Origin of the sequence: Mumia zhuanghuii, assembly GCF_042681565.1 — a bacterium.
GTDB lineage: Bacteria > Actinomycetota > Actinomycetes > Propionibacteriales > Nocardioidaceae > Mumia.
This window is the reverse complement of record NZ_JBHUFT010000008.1, coordinates 744,317-760,974: the sequence shown is the minus strand read 5'-3', so window position 1 is coordinate 760,974 and position 16,658 is coordinate 744,317. Positions and strand designations below refer to the sequence as shown.

Here is a 16,658-nt window from a genome sequence, read left to right as displayed (position 1 = left end):
TGATCAATTCTCCTTCTGGGATGCCGACTGGCGGCGGGGTCGTGGACGCTGCCGCACACGGGGGTCGTCCAGAGACATCCGTCCGTCCGGGGCGGAGATGCCTCTGATCTTGGCCAGCTCCTCGGTCACCGCATCCATGATGCGTTCGGTGGCCGTGGCGAGGATAGCGGCACTGACCACTTGACCGCGAAGCTCGGCCAGATCGACCGGGGGCCCTGCGGCGACGACCATCGTCTTCCGGGGCAGCACATGGGGCACCTTGTCGTACGGCTCAAGAAACATGTTGGGCCCCCATTGGGCAATCGGGATCACTGGGCAGCCAGTCTCCAGCGACACGCGCGCGGCCCCACTCTTGCCTGACATCGGCCACTCGTCCGGGTCGCGGGTGATCGTGCCCTCGGGATAGAAGATGACGCCTTCTCCGTCGAGCACGGCCTGCTTGGCTGCGGCGAAGGCGTCGGCGGCGTGCGCCGTACCGCGGTAGACGGGGATCTGGCCGGTCGTCCGAAGGAGCCTGCCGGCGACCGGCAGGTCGAGGATCGCCGCCTTCGCGAGGTAGCGCGGCGGCACCCCGTTGTCGTACAAGAAGTGGGCGAGCATCACCGGGTCCGAGTGAGAGACGTGGTTGGCGGCCACGACGAACCCCTCGTCGACCGGGAGATGCTCGGCGCCGCGCCAGTCACGTTTCACCATCACCGTCACCGGACCGCGCAGCGTCGCCACGATCGCCCTCAGGACCAGCCCGGGATCACGCCGGGACCGGGCAGGGACAGGACTCTCCATCCGAGTGAGCCTAGTTCATCACGACCCGGCGCCAAGGGGTGTAGAGCCGCGATGGGGCAAGATCGACCTGTGAGTCGAAGGTGGTCGGTGGTCGTCCCCGTGAAGGACGCGTCGGTGGGCAAGTCGCGGCTCTCCGCGTACGCAGCCGCGCGCCCGACGCTCGCGCGGGCACTGGCGCTCGACACCCTCGACGCTGTCGCTGGTTGTCCCGTCGTCGCGCGCGTCATCGTGGTGACGTCCGACGAGACGTTGGCCGCCGCGTCCTCGACCAGTGCGTACGAGGTGGTTCCGGACCCGGGAGGGGGCCTGGGCGCCGCGATCATCGCGGGCCTGGCGAAGGCGGGCGGGGGCGGTGCTCCGGTCGCGGTCCTCACGGCCGACCTCCCCGCACTGACGTCTGACGAGCTCGCGGCCGCTCTGCGCCTCGCCGAGGCCTATCCCCTTTCCGTGGTCGCCGATGCGGACGGCACAGGCACCACCCTGCTCGCTGCCACCGACGTGCACCGGCTAGAGCCTCGTTTCGGCGCCGGCTCGTTGGCCGCCCACCTCGCTCAGGGCGCGACGCCGCTCCCGGCCGGCCGGGGGCTGCAGCGGGACACCGATCTTCCCGAGCACCTCGCCGCGCTCGGCACCGCGCTCGGGCCCCGGACGACCGCGGTCCTCGCGAGAGTCACGGTACGGTGACCTCCATGCAGGGCACGATTGCCACCTTCGACGCCGAGCGGGGCGGCACCCTCGTGCTCGACGACGGCGTGACGCTGTCGTACGACAGCGACGTGGTCGCCTCGTCGCCGGTCCGGCACCTTCGCCCAGGGCAGCGTGTCATCGTCGAGACGAGTGCGGGACGAGACCGCGTCACCGCCCTGCGCATCCACTGACCGCGGACGCGCGGATGCGGCCCCGGTCACGCCCGAGGCCGCATCCGTCGTCGAGGTCACACGCCGGCGGTGACGCGAGCAGGTGACTTGCGTGCGGTCTTCTTGGCGGCGGACTTCTTCGCCGCGGTCTTCCTTGCAGGGGACCTCTTGGCTGCGGACTTCTTCGCCGCAGTCTTCTTGGCTGCGGACTTCTTCGCCGCAGTCTTCTTCGCCGCAGTCTTCTTTGCGGCCGTCCTCTTCGCCGCAGTCTTCTTGGCGACGGACTTCTTCGCCGTGCTCTTCTTGGCCGCAGTCTTCTTGGCGGTTGCCTTCTTCGCCGTCGTCTTCTTGGCTGCGGTCTTCTTGGCTGCGGTCTTCTTGGCGGTCGCCTTCTTCGCGGCGGTCGTCTTCTTGGCTGCGGACTTCTTGGCAGTCGCCTTCTTCGCGGCCGCCTTCTTGACAGTCGCCCTCTTGGCCGTCGCCTTCTTTGCGGCCGCCGTCTTCTTCGCCGCGGACTTCTTGGCAGTCGCCTTCTTAGCGGTTGCCTTCTTCGCGGGCGCCCTCTTGGCTGCCGTCCTCACACCTGCCACCACGTTCTTCAGCTCCCCTCCGGGTATGAACTTCGGGATGGTCCGATCCGCGATCACGTGGATCTCCCCCGTCCGCGGGTTCCGGACCTCTCGGCCGGTGCGGATCGATTGTTGAAACGCTCCGAACCCGCTGATCACGACACGGTCACCGCTCGCCAGGCGGGCGGTGAGAGTCACGATCACAGCGTCGAGCGCGCGACGAGCCTGCGCACGGTTTCCTTCGAAGGAAGCCGCGAGCACCTCGACGAACTCGCTCTTGTTCACCGGTTCCTCTCCGTGAACGATTCGGCACTTCGCGTTTGACGGTAGGCAATCGCCTTGTCCGACTCAATCACCGTAGAGGCATTTGTCCGAACGTGTTGCCTCCACGTGTCGCCACACGCAGCGCGCCCTCACTGCCGTTCCGACTGCTGTCGTCCGGACGCGCAAAAAACCCGATTCTCGGAAACCACCGTGGTTACGTGGTTTCCGAGAATCGGGTCAGAGCGGACGGCCTACCCTTTCGACGTCATCGAGAGGGTGACCTGCTCGTCACAACGTTGCTGGCTTGAACGACGGTCGTGTCGCCTCGTACGCGCTGATTGCGTCCGCGTGCGACAGCGTGAGGCCGATGTCGTCGAGTCCTTCGAGCAGCCGCCAGCGCGTGTAGTCGTCGATGTCGAACGAGTCCTCGATGCGGTCGGAGCCCTCGCCGGCGACGAGGGTGCGCGCCTCGAGGTCGACGGTGATCGTCGCTCCGGGCTGCGCCTCGAGGAGCTCCCACAGGGCGGCCACGGTCTTCTCGTCGACCTGGGCCGCGAGGAGTCCCGCCTTGCCCGAGTTGCCTCGGAAGATGTCGCCGAAGCGCGGCGAGACCACGACCGCGAAGCCGTAGTTCTGGAGTGCCCAGACTGCGTGCTCGCGCGACGAGCCGGTGCCGAAGTCGGGGCCGGCCACGAGCACCGACGCGTCCGCGTACGCCGGCTGATTGAGGACGAACGCGGGGTCCTTGCGCCAGCCGGAGAACAAGCCGTCCTCGAAGCCGGTGCGAGTGACGCGCTTGAGGTACTCGGCGGGGATGATCTGGTCGGTATCGACGTTGCTGCGTCGTAGCGGGGCTCCGACGCCGGTGTGCGTGCTGAACTTCTCCATGGGCGTTCTCCGTGCGGGTCGGTCAGGCGTTGACGAGGTCGGCAGGTGAGGCGAGGTGTCCGAGGACCGCGGTCGCAGCGGCGACCTCGGGCGAGACCAGGTGGGTACGGCCGCCCTTGCCCTGACGCCCCTCGAAGTTGCGGTTCGACGTCGACGCGCTGCGCTCACCCGGCGCAAGCTGGTCGGGGTTCATGCCGAGACACATCGAGCAGCCGGCGCCGCGCCACTCGGCGCCCGCCTCCTTGAAGATGACGTCGAGGCCCTCCTCCTCGGCCTGCAGACGCACGCGCACCGAGCCGGGAACCACGAGAAACCGCGTCGAGTCGGCCACCTTGTGACCCTCGATGATGGCCGCGGCGACCCGCAGGTCCTCCATGCGCCCGTTGGTGCACGAGCCGACGAAGACCGTGTCGACGGCGATGTCGCGCATCGGCGTACCGGCGGTCAGGCCCATGTACTCCAGCGCGCGCGCGGCAGCCACGCGCTCGCTCGGGTCGTCGAAGTCGTCCGGCGACGGGACGTCGGCCGACAGTGGGACGCCCTGACCGGGGTTGGTGCCCCAGGTGACGAACGGGGTCACCCGGGAGGCGTCGAGGGTGACGACCTTGTCGAACTCGGCGTCGTCGTCGGTGACGAGCGTGCGCCAGTGCGCGACGGCGGCGTCCCAGTCGGCCCCCTTCGGCGCGTGCGCACGCCCCTCGAGGAACGCGAAGGTCGTCTCGTCGGGCGCGATCATGCCCGCCTTGGCGCCCCACTCGATCGACATGTTGCAGATCGTCATCCGCGCCTCCATCGACAGCGCACGGATGGCCTCCCCGCGGTACTCGACGATGTAGCCCTGCCCACCACCGGTGGACTCCTGGGCGATCAGCGCGAGGACGAGGTCCTTGGCGGACGCCCCCTCGGCCAGCTGGCCGACGACCTCGACGGCCATGGTCTTGGGGTGCGCCTGCGGCAGCGTCTGGGTCGCGAGGACGTGCTCGACCTCACTGGTGCCGATCCCGAAGGCGATCGCGCCGAACGCGCCGTGCGTCGCGGTGTGCGAGTCGCCGCACACGACGGTCATGCCCGGCTGGGTCAGACCGAGCTGCGGGCCGACGACGTGCACGATGCCCTGCTCGATGTCGCCCATCGGGTGGAGGCGAACGCCGAACTCCTCGCAGTTGCGGCGCAGCGTCTCGACCTGCGTCCGGGAGATCGGGTCGGCGATCGGCTTGTCGAGGTCGGTCGTCGGGATGTTGTGGTCCTCGGTGGCCAGCGTGAGGTCAGGCCGCCTCACCGTACGGTCGGCCAGGCGCAGGCCGTCGAAGGCCTGGGGGCTCGTCACCTCGTGAATGAGGTGAAGGTCGATGAAGAGGAGGTCGGGCTCCCCCTCGGCACGTCGTACGACGTGCTCGTCCCACACCTTCTGCGCAAGGGTCTTGCCCATTGCTCTCTCCTTCTTCCACGTGGTGCGCCGTCCAGATGTTCGTACGAGTCCGGCGTGAGCTCGCTCGCCCATGCTTGCATTTCACAATGCGAGACGGCAATATCAAGGCATGGACAACTCTAGCGGAGTCGGCGTGCTCGACAAAGCCGCACTGGTCTTGTCGGCACTCGAGGCCGGACCGGCGACACTGGCCGGCCTCGTGTCGAGCACCGGACTCGCGCGCCCGACGGCGCACCGCCTCGCGGTGGCGCTGGAGCACCACCGTCTCGTCGCCCGCGACATGCAGGGGCGCTTCGTCCTCGGCCCCCGCCTCTCCGAGCTCTCGGCCGCTGCGGGCGAGGACCGGCTCCTCGCCGCGGCCGGGCCGGTCCTCGCGCGCCTGCGCGACATCACCGGTGAGTCGGCACAGCTGTTCCGCCGGCAGGGCGACTACCGCGTGTGCGTCGCCGCCGCCGAGCGCCCGACGGGGCTGCGCGACACCGTGCCCGTCGGCAGCCAGCTGACGATGCGTGCGGGGTCCGCGGCGCAGATCCTGCTCGCCTGGGAGGACCCCGAGCGGATGAACCGCGGCCTCCAGAACGCGGCGTTCACCGCGGCCGCGCTGTCGCAGGTACGCCGCCGTGGCTGGGCGCAGAGCGTCGGTGAGCGCGAGCCGGGCATCGCCTCGGTCTCCGCGAGCGTCCGCTCCCCCTCCGGCAAAGTCATCGCCGCGGTGTCCGTCTCGGGCCCGGTCGAGCGCCTGACGCGTCAGCCGGGTCGCATGCACGCACCCGCCGTCGTCGCCGCCGCCGAGCGCCTCTCGCAGTCGCTGCGCCGCAACGGCGAGTAGCCGGGTCAGAACAGCCCCGGGCCTCGCTCGAGGTCGAGCAGGGTCTGCTTGCGGTGGAGCCCGCCTGCATAGCCGGTGAGCGTGCCGTTGGCGCCGACGACGCGGTGGCACGGGACGACCACGGGGATCGGGTTGGACGCGTTCGCGGACCCGACCGCCCGCGCCCCGAACGGGCCGAGCTCGAGCCGCGCCGCGATCTCCCCGTACGTCGCGGTCTCGCCGAACGGGATCGCGGCGAGCTCCTTCCAGACAGCGCGCTGGAACGCCGAGCCCTTGCGAGGGCCGAGCGGGAGGTCGAAGTCCGTACGCTCGCCGGCGAAGTACTCGCGGAGCTGGGTCACGGCCGCCTCGAGGACGGGGTCACCCGTCGTGTCCGGCTCCTCGGGCTCGGCATCGAAGTCGATCGCCACGACGGCAGCGCCGTCGCTGTGGACGCGCAGGCCGCCGATCGTGGTGTCGACGTACGCGGTGTTCGTGACAGTCATGGCTGCCTCTCGGTCGGTCGGGTGTCGGGAAGGTTCCAGAGATGCATCGCGGCGTACGAGCGCCACGGGCTCCAGGCGGCGGTCGGGTCGACCGTACGGGTCGGCGCGAGCCCGAGGGCATCGAGCCGGCGCCGGATCACGAGGTCGGTCGCGAGCAGGACGTCGGGATCGCGGGTCGCACGCATGAGGACGTAGTCGGCGGTCCACGGGCCGACGCCTCGCAGCGCCAGCAGCTCCTCGCGCAGGGCTGCGCGGTCGGCGCTCGGGCAGATCTCGAGCTTGCCGACGGCGACCGCGTCCGAGACCCCGGCGACCGTCGCGCCGCGTGAGCGCGGCATCCCGAGCGATGCAGGATCGACGGCGGCCAGCGCGTCCGGCTCGGGGAAGACGTGCGTCAGGGTGTACGCCGCCGCGAGCGGGTGCGCCTGAGGATCGAGGGCCGACCCGTGGTCGCGCACGATCCGCCCGAGGGTCGTCCGCGCCCCGGCGACCGACACCTGCTGTCCGACGACCGCCCGGACGACGAGCTCGTAGCCGTCGACGTGGCCCGGCACGCGGGTGCCGGGGACGGCACGGACGGCGTCACCGAGGGAGGCGTCGGCGCCGAGGACCTCGTCGATCGCCACCGGGTCGGCGTCGAGGTCGAGCAGGCTGCGGCAGCGCGTGACGGCGGACATCGTGTCGCGCAGGTCGCTGAGCTCGAGCGCACAGGTGACGTGGTCGGCGGCCGGCGTGAGGGCGACGACGCCCGGACCGTGCGGGAGACGCAGCGTGCGGGCGTAGGTGCCGTCACGCACGGTCTCGATGCCGGGGACGGCGCGCGTCTCGAGAAACCCGAGGATTCGGTCGTACGCGAAGGGGGCACGCACCGCGAGGCGCAACGTGATCCGCCCGGAGGTCGACGCGGCCGGCCGGGCGCGAGCGGTGCGTCGGTGCGCTGCGTCGCGCAGGGCGGTCGGGGTGGCGTCGTAGACCGTGCGGAGGGTGTCGTTGAACTGCCGCACGGACGCGAATCCGGAGGCGAACGCCACGTCCGTCACGGGGACGGCGGTAGTCTCCAGCAGGATGCGCGCGTGGTGGGCGCGGTTGCTCCGTGCGAGCGCGAGCGGTCCGGCGCCGACCTCGTCCACGAGGATCCGGTGCACGTGCCGGGTGCTGTAGCCGAGCCTGTCGGCGAGACCGGGCACGCCGTGACTCTCGACGACGCCGTCGCGGATGAGGCGCATCGCCCGCCCGACGGTGTCGGCACGGACGTCCCACTCGGGCGACCCCGGCGCCGCGTCAGGGCGGCACCTGCGGCAGGCCCGGAAGCCGGCGTCGTGGGCCGCGGCCGCCGTCGCGTAGAAGCGCACGTTCTCGCGCTTCGGGGTCCGCGCCGGGCAGGACGGACGGCAGTAGATGCCGGTGCTCGTCACCGCCGTGTAGAAGACGCCGTCGAACCTGGCGTCCTTTGCGCTCACTGCCCGGTAGCAGCGGTCCTCGTCGATCCTCATGCCCCCAGCATGCCTGGCCGCACCGACAGGAACTAGCGGGAATCGGACGTCGCCGTGGCCGGCCCGTACACCCGATCAGTCCATCACGCCGACCATCTGGGCGCTGTCGGACCACAGTGCTCGCGCGGTCGCGAGATCGCGCGCACGCTCCGACGGTTCCGGCCACGTGACTCGCCCGCGTCGCAGCGCGGCGTACGTGCGGCCGTCCGGCGGGCGCGTACGCCGCAGAGCGAGGTCGGCGAGCGCTCTGCCTGCGGCATCGCGGGTGTTGTGGGTGGCGTTGAGCGCGCGCAGGGGCGGCCCGAGCACCGGCCCGGCCATCACGGACCACGCGGCACGCATCGGGGCGGGGAGGTTCCTGGCGAGCCCGGTCCCGAAGACCTGGCCCGGGCAGAACGCCACCGCCGCCATCCGGCGGCTGCGGATGTCAGCGCGCTCGGACAGCGCTCTGACGGTGAGCACCACGCACAGCTTCGACGCCGTGTAGGCGTGCTCGGCCGCCTTGCGCGGGCGGTCCTCCGTCCCAGGGTCACGTGCCGGGTCGGCAAGGAGCTCGGCGTCGGCATGGCGGGGTGCTCGCAGGCCCGCGCCGGTCGCAGGATCGTGCGTCCCGCTCGTGGTCAGGACGACGGCCGCGCCGTCGGCCAGACGGGGCGCCAGGCGTCGCAGCAGCAGGTAGTGGGCCAGGTGGTTCACCGCGAACGTCGTCTCGTACCCGTCCTCGGTCCGACCGTCGACGTCCCGCCGGATCCCTCCCGCGTTGAGGACGAGCGCGTCGATCGGCGCGTCGCCCAGCAGCTCATCCACCGCGAAGGCGAACCCCCGCACCGCGTCGAGGCGAGCGAGGTCGAGCGGCAGGGCCTCCCCGTACGGGGCATCGCCACGGGCACCGACGACGAGTCGCACGTCGCCCGACCGTACGAGGCGCTCGGCCGCGACCGCACCGAAGCCCGAGGAGCCGCCGGTCATCACGATCGTCGGCATGGCTCCCCCTGGTCCCTCGCCCGAGGCTCACGCTATCGCCACGGACGGACCCCCGTAAACACCAAGGCGCCCGAGTCCTGAGGACTCGGGCGCCTGTTGTAGCCCCGACGGGATTCGAACCCGCGCTACCGCCTTGAGAGGGCGGCGTGCTAGGCCGCTACACAACGGGGCCGTGGTGATGAAAGAACCCTACCGGATGCTCCGGAGCGTTCCTTCGCTGGGGTACTAGGACTCGAACCTAGACTAACGGTGCCAGAAACCGACGGGCTGCCAATTACCCCATACCCCATGGCTTTGGCCCGAGCCCGTTGCGGCCCCGAACCGAGAAGAACATTACCGGACGGGTTCGCGCTCCCCAAATCCGGGGTCTCCTCCAGAACGTCTTCCCAGGTCACCATGCCTTTGCGCTCTCCGCAGACCCCGCGCAGTCGGTCGATGCCGTGTCGCCCACGGCCACCACGTGACCACCCAGCGACCGACGCGGCGGGCTCGACTCGGGTTCGTCGGCAACGAGAACGGCCCCGACGTGAGGATTCTCACGTCGGGGCCGCATGCTTCGACCGCCTCAGGCCTCGAGCGCCCTGTCGAGGCGGGTCAGCGTGCGCGCCTTGCCGAGCAGCTCGATCGACTCGAACAGCGGCGGCGACACCCGGCGCCCGGAGACGGCGACGCGTACGGGGCCGAACGCGTGGCGAGGCTTGAGCCCCAGGCCGTCGACGAGCGCCGCACGCAGCGCCGCCTCGATCGAGGCCGTGTCGAACGGCTCCAGCGGCGCCAGCGCGTCGCGAGCGGCGCGGACGACCGTGAGGCCGTCCTCGGTGAGCACCTTGGCCGCGTCGTCGGGATCGACCCGGAAGTCGTCCTCACTGACGAACAGGAACGCCAGCATCTCCACGGCTTCGCTCAGCACCGTGATGCGCTCGTTGACCAGCGGCGTGGCCGCGGCCAGCAGCCCCAGCTCCTGGTCGGACGGCATCTGGCTCAGAAGGCCCGCCTCCCTGAGGTACGGGACGAGCCGCGACGCCAGCTCCTCGACCGGCAGCTCGCGGATGTGCTGGGCGTTGATCGCCTCACACTTCTTCGGGTCGAACTGCGCGGGGTTCGGGTTGACGCGGGAGATCTCGAACGCCTCGGCCATCTCCTCCAGCGAGAAGACCTCACGGTCGCCGCCGATCGACCAGCCGAGCAGCGCGAGGTAGTTGAGCAGACCCTCGGGCAGGAAGCCCTTCTGCTTGTACTCGTCGAGGCCGCCGCCGGGGTCGCGCTTGGACAGCTTGCGGTTGCCCGGGCCCATCACGAACGGCAGGTGCCCATACTCCGGCACGACGCCCTCGCCGATCCCGAGCGCGACCAGCGCGCGGTGCAGCGGGATCTGGCGCGGCGTCGAGCTGAGCAGGTCCTCGCCGCGCAGCACGTGGGTGATGCCCATCGCCGCGTCGTCGACAGGATTGGTCAGCGTGTAGAGCGGCTGGCCGTTGGCGCGCACGATGACGTAGTCGGACACGTGCTCCGGCTCGAACGTCACCTCGCCACGGACCAGGTCCGTGAACGTGATCGCCTCGTCGGGCATGCGGAAGCGGATGACGGGCTTGCGCCCCTCCGCCTCGTACGCGGCACGCTGCTCGTCCGTCAGGTCACGGTGCAGGCCGTCGTAGCCGCTCGAACGGCCCTCGGCACGCGCCTGCTCGCGTCGCTGCTCGAGCTCCTCCGGCGTGTCGTACGCGAGGTAGGCGTAGCCGGCCTCGACCAGCTTGTCGGCGACCTGGGCGTAAAGGTCCATGCGCTCGGACTGCCGGTACGGACCGAAGTCGCCACCGACCTCCGGCCCCTCGTCCCAGTCGAGACCAAGCCATCGCAGCGAGTCGAGGAGCCCCTGGTAGGACTCCTCCGAGTCGCGCGCGGCGTCGGTGTCCTCGACGCGGAAGACGAAGCGGCCGCCGTTGTGGCGGGCGTACGCCCAGTTGAACAGTGCGGTCCGTACGTTGCCGACGTGCAGGTTGCCCGTCGGGGACGGGCAGAAGCGCACGCGGACAGCGCGGTTGGACTCAGTCACGGGATACCACCTTGTTGGTCAGGGTTCCGATGCCCTCAACGGTGACGCTGACCTCGTCACCAGGGTTCATGGGCCCGACACCCTCGGGGGTGCCGGTGAGGATGACGTCGCCCGGGAGCAGCGTCATGAAGCCAGAGACGTACGCGATGAGCTCAGGGACCTTGAAGATCATCTGGCCCGTGCTGCCGTCCTGGACAACACGGTCCCCGACGGTCGTGGTGATCTGCAGGTCGGCGACGTCAAGGTCGGTCTCGATCCACGGCCCGAGCGGGCAGAAGCCGTCCGAGCCCTTGGCACGGGTCCACTGACCGTCGGTCCGCTGCAGGTCCCGCGCGGTCACGTCGTTGGCGATGGTGTAGCCGTGGATCACCTTCGCGGCGTCCTCGACGGGGACGTCCTTGCAGATCCTGCCGATCACGACGGCGAGCTCGCCCTCGTACTGGAGATCGTCGGTGAAGTCGGGATAGAGGATCGGGTCGCCAGGCCCGACCACGCTCGTGTTGGGCTTGAGGAAGACCAGCGGCTCGGACGGCACCTCGTTGCCGAGCTCCGCCGCGTGTGCGGCGTAGTTGCGGCCGATGCCGAGCACCTTGCTGCGTGGCAGCACCGGTGCCAGGAGCCGCACGTCGTCCACGGGGATCTTCTCGCCCGTGAGCTGGATTCCTGCATAGAGGGGGTCGCCGGTGATCACCGCGATCACCGAGACGCCGTCGGCCTCGCCGATGACGCCGAACCGGGGGTCTTCGTCAGTCGTGAATCTCGCGATACGCACGAGGTTCAGCCTATCCGTCGACGTAGAACCAGCGCCCCGCGCGCTGCTCGAAGCGGCTGCGCTCGTGCAGGGCGCCCGGCCCGTCGGCCGTGCGGTAGTGCGCGACGAACTCGACCTCGTCGCCGGCGGCGTCCAGGATCTCGAGCCCCTCCCACGTCAGGCCCGGGGTCGACGGGACGTCGTCGGGGCGGGTCCGCGGGTGCCACGTACGGAAGACGTAGTCGCGAGCGTCGACGGCGTACGCCGCGTAGCGCGCGCGCATGAGCTCCTCGGGGGTGGCCGCCTGCCGCTCGCCGCGGTGCAGCGGCCCGCAGCACGCGTCGTACGGCTCGGCGGAGCCGCACGGGCACGCAGAGACGAAGAGGCTCATGCCGAGCCGTAGCGGCGGTGGCGGCGGGCGTACTCCTCGATCGCCTCCCACAGCGCGCGCCGATCGACGTCGGGCCAGGCGATGTCGGAGAACACCATCTCGGCGTACGCCGCCTGCCACGGGAGGAAGTTGCTCGTGCGCTGCTCGCCCGAGGTGCGCCAGAACAGGTCGACGTCAGGCATGTCCGGCTCGTCGAGGTAGCGCGCGAACAGGTCCTCGTCGATCTTGCCCGGCTTGACCCGCCCTGCCGCCACATCGCGAGCGAGCGCCGCAGCAGCATCGGCGATCTCGGCCCGGCCGCCGTAGTTGACGCACATCGTGAGCGTCAGCACGTCGTTGTCCTTCGTGAGCTCCTCGGCGATCTCGAGCTCCTTGATGACGCTGCCCCACAGGCGCGGACGCCGCCCCGCCCAGCGCACGCGGACGCCGAGCTCGTGCATCTCGTCGCGGCGACGGCGGATGACGTCGCGGTTGAAGCCCATGAGGAAGCGGACCTCGTCCGGCGAACGCTTCCAGTTCTCGGTCGAGAAGGCGTACGCGGAGATCCACTTCACGCCGACTTCAATGCCCCCCTCGACGACGTCGAACAGCGAGGACTCGCCGGCCTCGTGACCCGCCGTACGGGGAAGCCCACGCTCCTTGGCCCAGCGTCCGTTGCCGTCCATCACGATCGCGACGTGCTTCGGGACCTGGTCGAGCGGGATGTCGGGGGCGGTGGCGCCGGAGGGGTGCGGCGTCGGGCGTCGTACGGGAGTGCGCGTCACGAGGCCATTGTCTCTCGCCTCGATCGGGACCGGGGTCAGCGGTCGACGTAGTCCAGCGAGCGCAGGCTGCGCTCGAGGTGCCACTGGAGGTACGTCGCGACGAGGCTGCTCGCCTCGCGTGTCGCGCGCTCCCCCGCCGCCTCGGCCTGCGGCCACAGACCGCTGAGCAGGGCGGCGAGCAGCGCGACGGTGTCCGGCGCCGGGTTGGCCGAGCCGGGGAGCCGACAGTCGGTGCAGAGCATGCCGCCGGCACCGGAGTTGAACGCGCGGTGAGGGCCGCCCACGCCGCAGCGGGCGCACGCGTCGAAGCTCGGGGCATAGCCGGCGATCGCCAGCGACCGGAGCAGGAACGAGTCGAGGATCAGCCCGCTGGGGTGGCGACGCTCCGCGAGCGCCCGCAGGGCTCCGACGAGGAGGAGGTACTGCTGGGCCGCGGGGTGCCCGTCCTCGCCGACGAGCCGGTCGGCGGACTCGAGCATCGACGTGCCGCACGTGTAGGCGCCGTAGTCGTTGCCGAGCCGGCCGGCGTAGGCGTCGAGGGTCTCGACCTGCGTGATGACGTCGAGCGTGCGGCCTTCGGCGAGCTGGAGGTCGACATGCATGAACGGCTCGACGCGCGAGCCGAAACGTGAGCTCGTCCGGCGGACCCCCTTTGCGACGGCACGGACACGGCCGTGGTGTCGGGTCAGGAGCGTGACGATACGGTCCGCCTCACCCAGCTTCTGGGTACGGAGGACGACGGCCTCGTCTCGGTACAACACCACGGCACCATTCTGCCGGGCCGTTCGTCGTACGGGGTGGAGGCCTCGCCGGGACCAAGGGTTGATACCTGTACCCCCTAGGGGTATGTTGCCTTCATGATCACGTACACCGCACGGCGACGTGCCGCCGCTCTCGTGTCCGCTCTCGCGCTCGGCCTCGGCATCTCGGCCTGCGGTGCGGGCGAAGACGGCGCTGGTGCCGACGGGCACGGCGAGCACGGCTCCTCCTCGACGTCCGCGGATCGCGCGGCGGCGGACGTCACGTTCGCCCAGCAGATGATCCCCCACCACCGCCAGGCCCTCGAGATGGCCTCGCTCGCCCCGACGCGTGCCGGTGCCGAGGTGACGGCCCTCGCCGCGCGCATCAGCGCGGCACAGGATCCCGAGATCGCGACGATGACCGCCTGGCTCGAGAAGTGGGACGAGCCCGTGCCGTCCGAGGAGGGCGACGACCACGCCGGCCACGGTGACGCGGAGGGCATGATGTCGCCCGAGGACCTGACCCGGCTCGCGGCGCTCCAGGGCGCGGCGTTCGACGAGGAGTTCCTGCGCCAGATGATCGCCCACCACGAGGGAGCGATCACGATGGCGGAGGACGTGCTCAGCACCGGCAGCGACCCTAAGGTCGCCACCCTCGCGCAGCAGATCTCCGACACGCAACGCGCGGAGGTCGACGAGATGCAGGACTTGCTCGACCGATGACCCGCGGGGAGCGCGCTAGCGTGAGCCGATGACTACGCTCCGCGACACGTGGGCCGACCGCGACCGACTCGTCGTGCTCGACGGCGCACTCGCGACCGAGCTCGAGCGGCACGGCGCAGACCTCTCGTCGGCCCTGTGGTCCGCGTCGCTGCTGCGCGACGACCCCGCCTTGATCGCGCAGGTCCACCGCGACTACCTGGAGGCCGGCGCGGACGTGATCATCACGGCGAGCTATCAGGCGACGGTCGGTGGCTTCGAGCGGCTCGGCCTGCCCGCCGACGAGGCCGAGCGCCTGATCCGGTCCGCGGTGACTCTCGCGCGCCAGACCCGCGATGCCTACGTGCAGGAGAACCCCGGCCGGCGTCCTCTGGTCGCCGCGTCCGTCGGCCCGTACGGCGCCGCGCTGGCCGACGGCTCGGAGTACCGAGGCGACTACGGTCTCGACGTGCCGGCGCTCCGCGACTTCCATCGTGAGCGCCTGCACCTGCTCGCCGACGCCGGTCCGGACGTGCTGGCGTGCGAGACGATCCCTTCCGCCCTCGAGGCCGCGGCGCTCGCCGACCTGCTCGACGACGTGAACGTGCCCGCCTGGGTGACGTTCAGCGCACGCGACGATGCGCACCTCAGCGACGGGACGCCCGTCGCTGAGGTCGTGCGCCTGGTCGCCGACCACGGTGTTGCCGCCGTCGGGATCAACTGCACGCCGCTGGAGCACATCGCCCCACTCGTGGACCGCATCGCCGCCGTCACCGACCTGCCGATCGCGGTCTACCCGAACTCGGGCGAGGTGTGGGACGCTGCCGCGCGGCGATGGACCGGCACCACCGCCCGTGGTTCGTGGGCTACGTGGGTGGGCCGGTGGCGCGACGCCGGCGCCAACCTCGTCGGGGGCTGCTGCCGTACGACACCCGCCGACGTGGCGGAGATCGCCGCGACCCGCGTCTGACTCAACCCTCCTCCGCAGGGACGGAACGCTGTTACGATCCAGCGATCCAGCGGCGCCCCTGCGCCCGAGCAGAGGAGCCTCATGAGCGACGACACCCCGATCACGCAGCGCCAGTGGCTCGCGATGCTGACGCTCTCGCTGGGCGTCTCGCTCGTCGTGATGGACATGACCATCGTCAACGTCTCGGTCCCGGTGATCATCGACGACCTCGGGCTGACCGCTGCCGGCGCGCAGTGGATGAACGCGATCTATCTCCTGATGCTCGCCTCGCTCCTGCTCGCAGCCGGCCGCCTGGGCGACCGGATCGGTCGCCGCCGGGTGTACGCGGCCGGCCTGGTGCTGTTCATGGTCGCCAGCCTCAGTGCCGGGGCGGCGCAGAACCAGGAGATGCTCATCGCCGCCCGGTTCGTGCAGGGCCTAGGCGCCGCCATGATCGTGCCCGCCACCCTGTCGACCCTCAACGCGACGTTCCAGGGCCGTGCCCGCGGGATCGCGTTCGCGATCTGGGGCTCGACCGTCGGCGGCATGGTCGCAGTCGGTCCGCTCATCGGTGGATGGCTCGCGACTGAGTCGACGTGGCGGTGGGCGTTCTGGATCAACGTGCCGTTCGGCCTGCTCGCGCTCGTCGGCATCGTCAAGGTCCTCGACGAGACCCGCGACGACGACATCCGCCCCGGCACGGACCTGCCCGGCCTGCTCCTCTCGACGCTCGGCCTCGGCGGAGTCGTGTTCGGCCTCATCGAGGGCCAGTACTACGGCTGGTGGCGTCAGGAGTCCGGCGCCCTCTCCCCCGTCCCGTTCTCGCTCGCGCTGGGCGTGCTGCTCCTGGTCGCGTTCGTCGTCGTCGAGGCGCGCCGCGCACGTGCCGGCGCAGTCACGCTGGTCGATCTCGGCCTGATGCGCTTCCGCTCACTGCGGTATGGGTCGATCGCCGCCATGGTCGTCGCGCTCGGCGAGATCGGCCTCATCTTCACCCTCCCACTGCTGCTGCAGGGTGCCCTCGGTTACACCCCGCTCGGCACCGGAGTCCTCGTCCTGTGGCTGGCGGTCGGCACCTTCCTCGCCTCCGGGGCTACCCCTCCGCTCACCAACCGTCTCGGGCAGCGCGCCGTCATCCGGATCGGCCTGGCCCTCGAGGTCGTGGCGATCGCAGGGACCGCTCTCGTCATCAGCACCGACGTCAGCGGACCCGCGATCGCGGCCCTGCTGTTCCTGTACGGCATCGGCGTGGGCATGGCGACCGCGCAGCTGACCAGCGCCATCCTCGTCGACATCCCGGTCGGCTCGAGCGGACAGGCCTCCGGGTTCCTGACGACGGTCCGCCAACTCGGCTCCGCGCTCGGCATCGCTGTCCTCGGCGGCCTGCTGATCTCGACCCTCGCCGCGCAGACGGCCGACGAGCTCGCGCGGACGGACATGCCGGGGCCCGATCAGGACGCGGCCGTCTCGCTCGTCCGCGACAGCGTCGGGGCAGCGATCCCGGAGCTCCTCGAGGACCCTGCGACGGCCGAGGTGGGCGAGGTCGCACAGGCGTCGCTGATCACCGCCAGCAAGGTCACCACCGCGGTCGCCGCCCTCATCCTCGTGGGCGGCCTGGCGGCCACGCTGGCGCTGCCCTCGGACACGACGTCGAGCCGCAGTGGCGGCGCGGGGCGTACCCCCGCCCGTACCCGCCGGCCGGCGCGGTCCTAGCGCACCTGCCGGCGGAT

18 protein-coding genes and 2 tRNA genes are annotated in these 16,658 nt (G+C 70.8%); 6 read left to right on the top strand and 14 right to left on the bottom strand.

Going from position 1 to position 16,658, the window contains the following annotated elements:
- Positions 1-3: 3 nt before the first annotated feature.
- Entirely contained in the window at positions 4-783 is a 780-nt protein-coding gene (locus ACFSDF_RS12070) for a lysophospholipid acyltransferase family protein (protein ID WP_167007978.1), read from the bottom strand.
- 87 nt (positions 784-870) lie between these two features.
- On the opposite strand from ACFSDF_RS12070, the gene cofC reads away from it, so the two are divergent.
- Together cofC and ACFSDF_RS12060 are read left to right on the top strand one after the other, a co-directional pair.
- Positions 871-1,467, top strand: coding sequence for a 2-phospho-L-lactate guanylyltransferase (cofC, locus tag ACFSDF_RS12065; RefSeq protein ID WP_377157651.1), 597 nt, complete (start codon positions 871-873; stop codon positions 1,465-1,467).
- A 5-nt stretch (positions 1,468-1,472) separates the two neighbouring features.
- The gene (locus ACFSDF_RS12060; RefSeq protein ID WP_167007973.1) at positions 1,473-1,661 is read left to right on the top strand and encodes a cold-shock protein; all 189 of its coding nucleotides are present in this window, start codon (positions 1,473-1,475) and stop codon (positions 1,659-1,661) included.
- Positions 1,662-1,717: 56 nt separating this feature from the next.
- Here ACFSDF_RS12060 and ACFSDF_RS12055 read toward each other — a convergent pair whose 3' ends face one another.
- The 3 genes from ACFSDF_RS12055 to leuC form a co-directional block, all read right to left on the bottom strand.
- The gene (locus ACFSDF_RS12055; RefSeq protein ID WP_377157648.1) at positions 1,718-2,494 is read right to left on the bottom strand and encodes an HU family DNA-binding protein; all 777 of its coding nucleotides are present in this window, start codon (positions 2,492-2,494) and stop codon (positions 1,718-1,720) included.
- A gap of 267 nt (positions 2,495-2,761) precedes the next feature.
- Positions 2,762-3,361 carry a 3-isopropylmalate dehydratase small subunit gene (gene leuD / locus ACFSDF_RS12050; RefSeq protein ID WP_167007968.1) on the bottom strand — a complete coding sequence of 200 codons (600 nt, stop codon included), beginning with the start codon at positions 3,359-3,361 and terminating at the stop codon, positions 2,762-2,764.
- Positions 3,362-3,383: 22 nt separating this feature from the next.
- Positions 3,384-4,790 (bottom strand): 3-isopropylmalate dehydratase large subunit, encoded by a 1,407-nt coding sequence (gene leuC, locus ACFSDF_RS12045; RefSeq protein ID WP_167007965.1) that lies wholly within the window; start codon positions 4,788-4,790, stop codon positions 3,384-3,386.
- 109 nt (positions 4,791-4,899) lie between these two features.
- On the opposite strand from leuC, the gene ACFSDF_RS12040 reads away from it, so the two are divergent.
- Positions 4,900-5,619, top strand: a complete 720-nt coding sequence (locus ACFSDF_RS12040) for an IclR family transcriptional regulator (protein WP_167007961.1) — start codon at positions 4,900-4,902, stop codon at positions 5,617-5,619.
- A 5-nt stretch (positions 5,620-5,624) separates the two neighbouring features.
- Here ACFSDF_RS12040 and ACFSDF_RS12035 read toward each other — a convergent pair whose 3' ends face one another.
- From ACFSDF_RS12035 to recO, 10 genes are all read right to left on the bottom strand, one after another.
- Positions 5,625-6,104 (bottom strand): methylated-DNA--[protein]-cysteine S-methyltransferase, encoded by a 480-nt coding sequence (locus tag ACFSDF_RS12035; protein WP_167007959.1) that lies wholly within the window; start codon positions 6,102-6,104, stop codon positions 5,625-5,627.
- Positions 6,101-7,597, bottom strand: coding sequence for a DNA-3-methyladenine glycosylase 2 family protein (locus ACFSDF_RS12030; RefSeq protein WP_377157645.1), 1,497 nt, complete (start codon positions 7,595-7,597; stop codon positions 6,101-6,103). The genes ACFSDF_RS12035 and ACFSDF_RS12030 overlap by 4 nt, the downstream gene beginning before the upstream one ends.
- 75 nt (positions 7,598-7,672) lie before the next feature.
- Positions 7,673-8,581, bottom strand: coding sequence for an SDR family NAD(P)-dependent oxidoreductase (locus ACFSDF_RS12025; protein ID WP_377157643.1), 909 nt, complete (start codon positions 8,579-8,581; stop codon positions 7,673-7,675).
- 99 nt (positions 8,582-8,680) lie between these two features.
- Positions 8,681-8,753, bottom strand: a tRNA-Glu gene (locus tag ACFSDF_RS12020).
- A gap of 45 nt (positions 8,754-8,798) precedes the next feature.
- Positions 8,799-8,870 (bottom strand) — tRNA-Gln (locus tag ACFSDF_RS12015).
- A 276-nt stretch (positions 8,871-9,146) separates the two neighbouring features.
- Positions 9,147-10,634, bottom strand: a complete 1,488-nt coding sequence (gene gltX, locus ACFSDF_RS12010) for a glutamate--tRNA ligase (RefSeq protein WP_167251946.1) — start codon at positions 10,632-10,634, stop codon at positions 9,147-9,149.
- A complete protein-coding gene (locus tag ACFSDF_RS12005; RefSeq protein ID WP_167007950.1) occupies positions 10,627-11,406 on the bottom strand; it encodes a fumarylacetoacetate hydrolase family protein in 780 nt (259 codons plus the stop codon). Before ACFSDF_RS12005 ends, gltX begins: the two co-directional genes overlap by 8 nt.
- Before the next feature lie 10 nt (positions 11,407-11,416).
- Entirely contained in the window at positions 11,417-11,776 is a 360-nt protein-coding gene (locus tag ACFSDF_RS12000) for a YchJ family protein (protein WP_167007947.1), read from the bottom strand.
- Positions 11,773-12,540 carry an isoprenyl transferase gene (locus ACFSDF_RS11995; RefSeq protein WP_167007263.1) on the bottom strand — a complete coding sequence of 256 codons (768 nt, stop codon included), beginning with the start codon at positions 12,538-12,540 and terminating at the stop codon, positions 11,773-11,775. Before ACFSDF_RS11995 ends, ACFSDF_RS12000 begins: the two co-directional genes overlap by 4 nt.
- A gap of 35 nt (positions 12,541-12,575) precedes the next feature.
- The gene (gene recO / locus ACFSDF_RS11990) at positions 12,576-13,304 is read right to left on the bottom strand and encodes a DNA repair protein RecO (RefSeq protein ID WP_167007945.1); all 729 of its coding nucleotides are present in this window, start codon (positions 13,302-13,304) and stop codon (positions 12,576-12,578) included.
- A gap of 93 nt (positions 13,305-13,397) precedes the next feature.
- Here recO and ACFSDF_RS11985 point away from each other — a divergent pair, with 93 nt between their 5' ends.
- The 3 genes from ACFSDF_RS11985 (at position 13,398) to ACFSDF_RS11975 (ending at position 16,641) form a co-directional block, all read left to right on the top strand.
- Entirely contained in the window at positions 13,398-14,003 is a 606-nt protein-coding gene (locus ACFSDF_RS11985; RefSeq protein ID WP_167007942.1) for a DUF305 domain-containing protein, read from the top strand.
- Between the two features lie 28 nt (positions 14,004-14,031).
- Complete coding sequence (gene mmuM / locus ACFSDF_RS11980) at positions 14,032-14,949, top strand: homocysteine S-methyltransferase (RefSeq protein ID WP_167007939.1); 918 nt, start codon at positions 14,032-14,034, stop codon at positions 14,947-14,949.
- An 81-nt stretch (positions 14,950-15,030) separates the two neighbouring features.
- Entirely contained in the window at positions 15,031-16,641 is a 1,611-nt protein-coding gene (locus tag ACFSDF_RS11975) for an MFS transporter (protein ID WP_167007936.1), read from the top strand.
- The last annotated feature ends 17 nt before the right edge of the window (positions 16,642-16,658 follow it).

Coding starts and splice junctions, on each gene's coding strand:
- ACFSDF_RS12070 (WP_167007978.1), bottom strand. CDS start 783: ATGGAGAGTCCTGTCCCTGCCCGGTCCCGGCGTGATCCCGGGCTGGTC.
- ACFSDF_RS12060 (WP_167007973.1), top strand. CDS start 1,473: ATGCAGGGCACGATTGCCACCTTCGACGCCGAGCGGGGCGGCACCCTC.
- leuD (WP_167007968.1), bottom strand. CDS start 3,361: ATGGAGAAGTTCAGCACGCACACCGGCGTCGGAGCCCCGCTACGACGC.
- leuC (WP_167007965.1), bottom strand. CDS start 4,790: ATGGGCAAGACCCTTGCGCAGAAGGTGTGGGACGAGCACGTCGTACGA.
- ACFSDF_RS12040 (WP_167007961.1), top strand. CDS start 4,900: ATGGACAACTCTAGCGGAGTCGGCGTGCTCGACAAAGCCGCACTGGTC.
- ACFSDF_RS12035 (WP_167007959.1), bottom strand. CDS start 6,104: ATGACTGTCACGAACACCGCGTACGTCGACACCACGATCGGCGGCCTG.
- ACFSDF_RS12030 (WP_377157645.1), bottom strand. CDS start 7,597: ATGAGGATCGACGAGGACCGCTGCTACCGGGCAGTGAGCGCAAAGGAC.
- ACFSDF_RS12025 (WP_377157643.1), bottom strand. CDS start 8,581: ATGCCGACGATCGTGATGACCGGCGGCTCCTCGGGCTTCGGTGCGGTC.
- ACFSDF_RS12000 (WP_167007947.1), bottom strand. CDS start 11,776: ATGAGCCTCTTCGTCTCTGCGTGCCCGTGCGGCTCCGCCGAGCCGTAC.
- ACFSDF_RS11985 (WP_167007942.1), top strand. CDS start 13,398: ATGATCACGTACACCGCACGGCGACGTGCCGCCGCTCTCGTGTCCGCT.
- mmuM (WP_167007939.1), top strand. CDS start 14,032: ATGACTACGCTCCGCGACACGTGGGCCGACCGCGACCGACTCGTCGTG.
- ACFSDF_RS11975 (WP_167007936.1), top strand. CDS start 15,031: ATGAGCGACGACACCCCGATCACGCAGCGCCAGTGGCTCGCGATGCTG.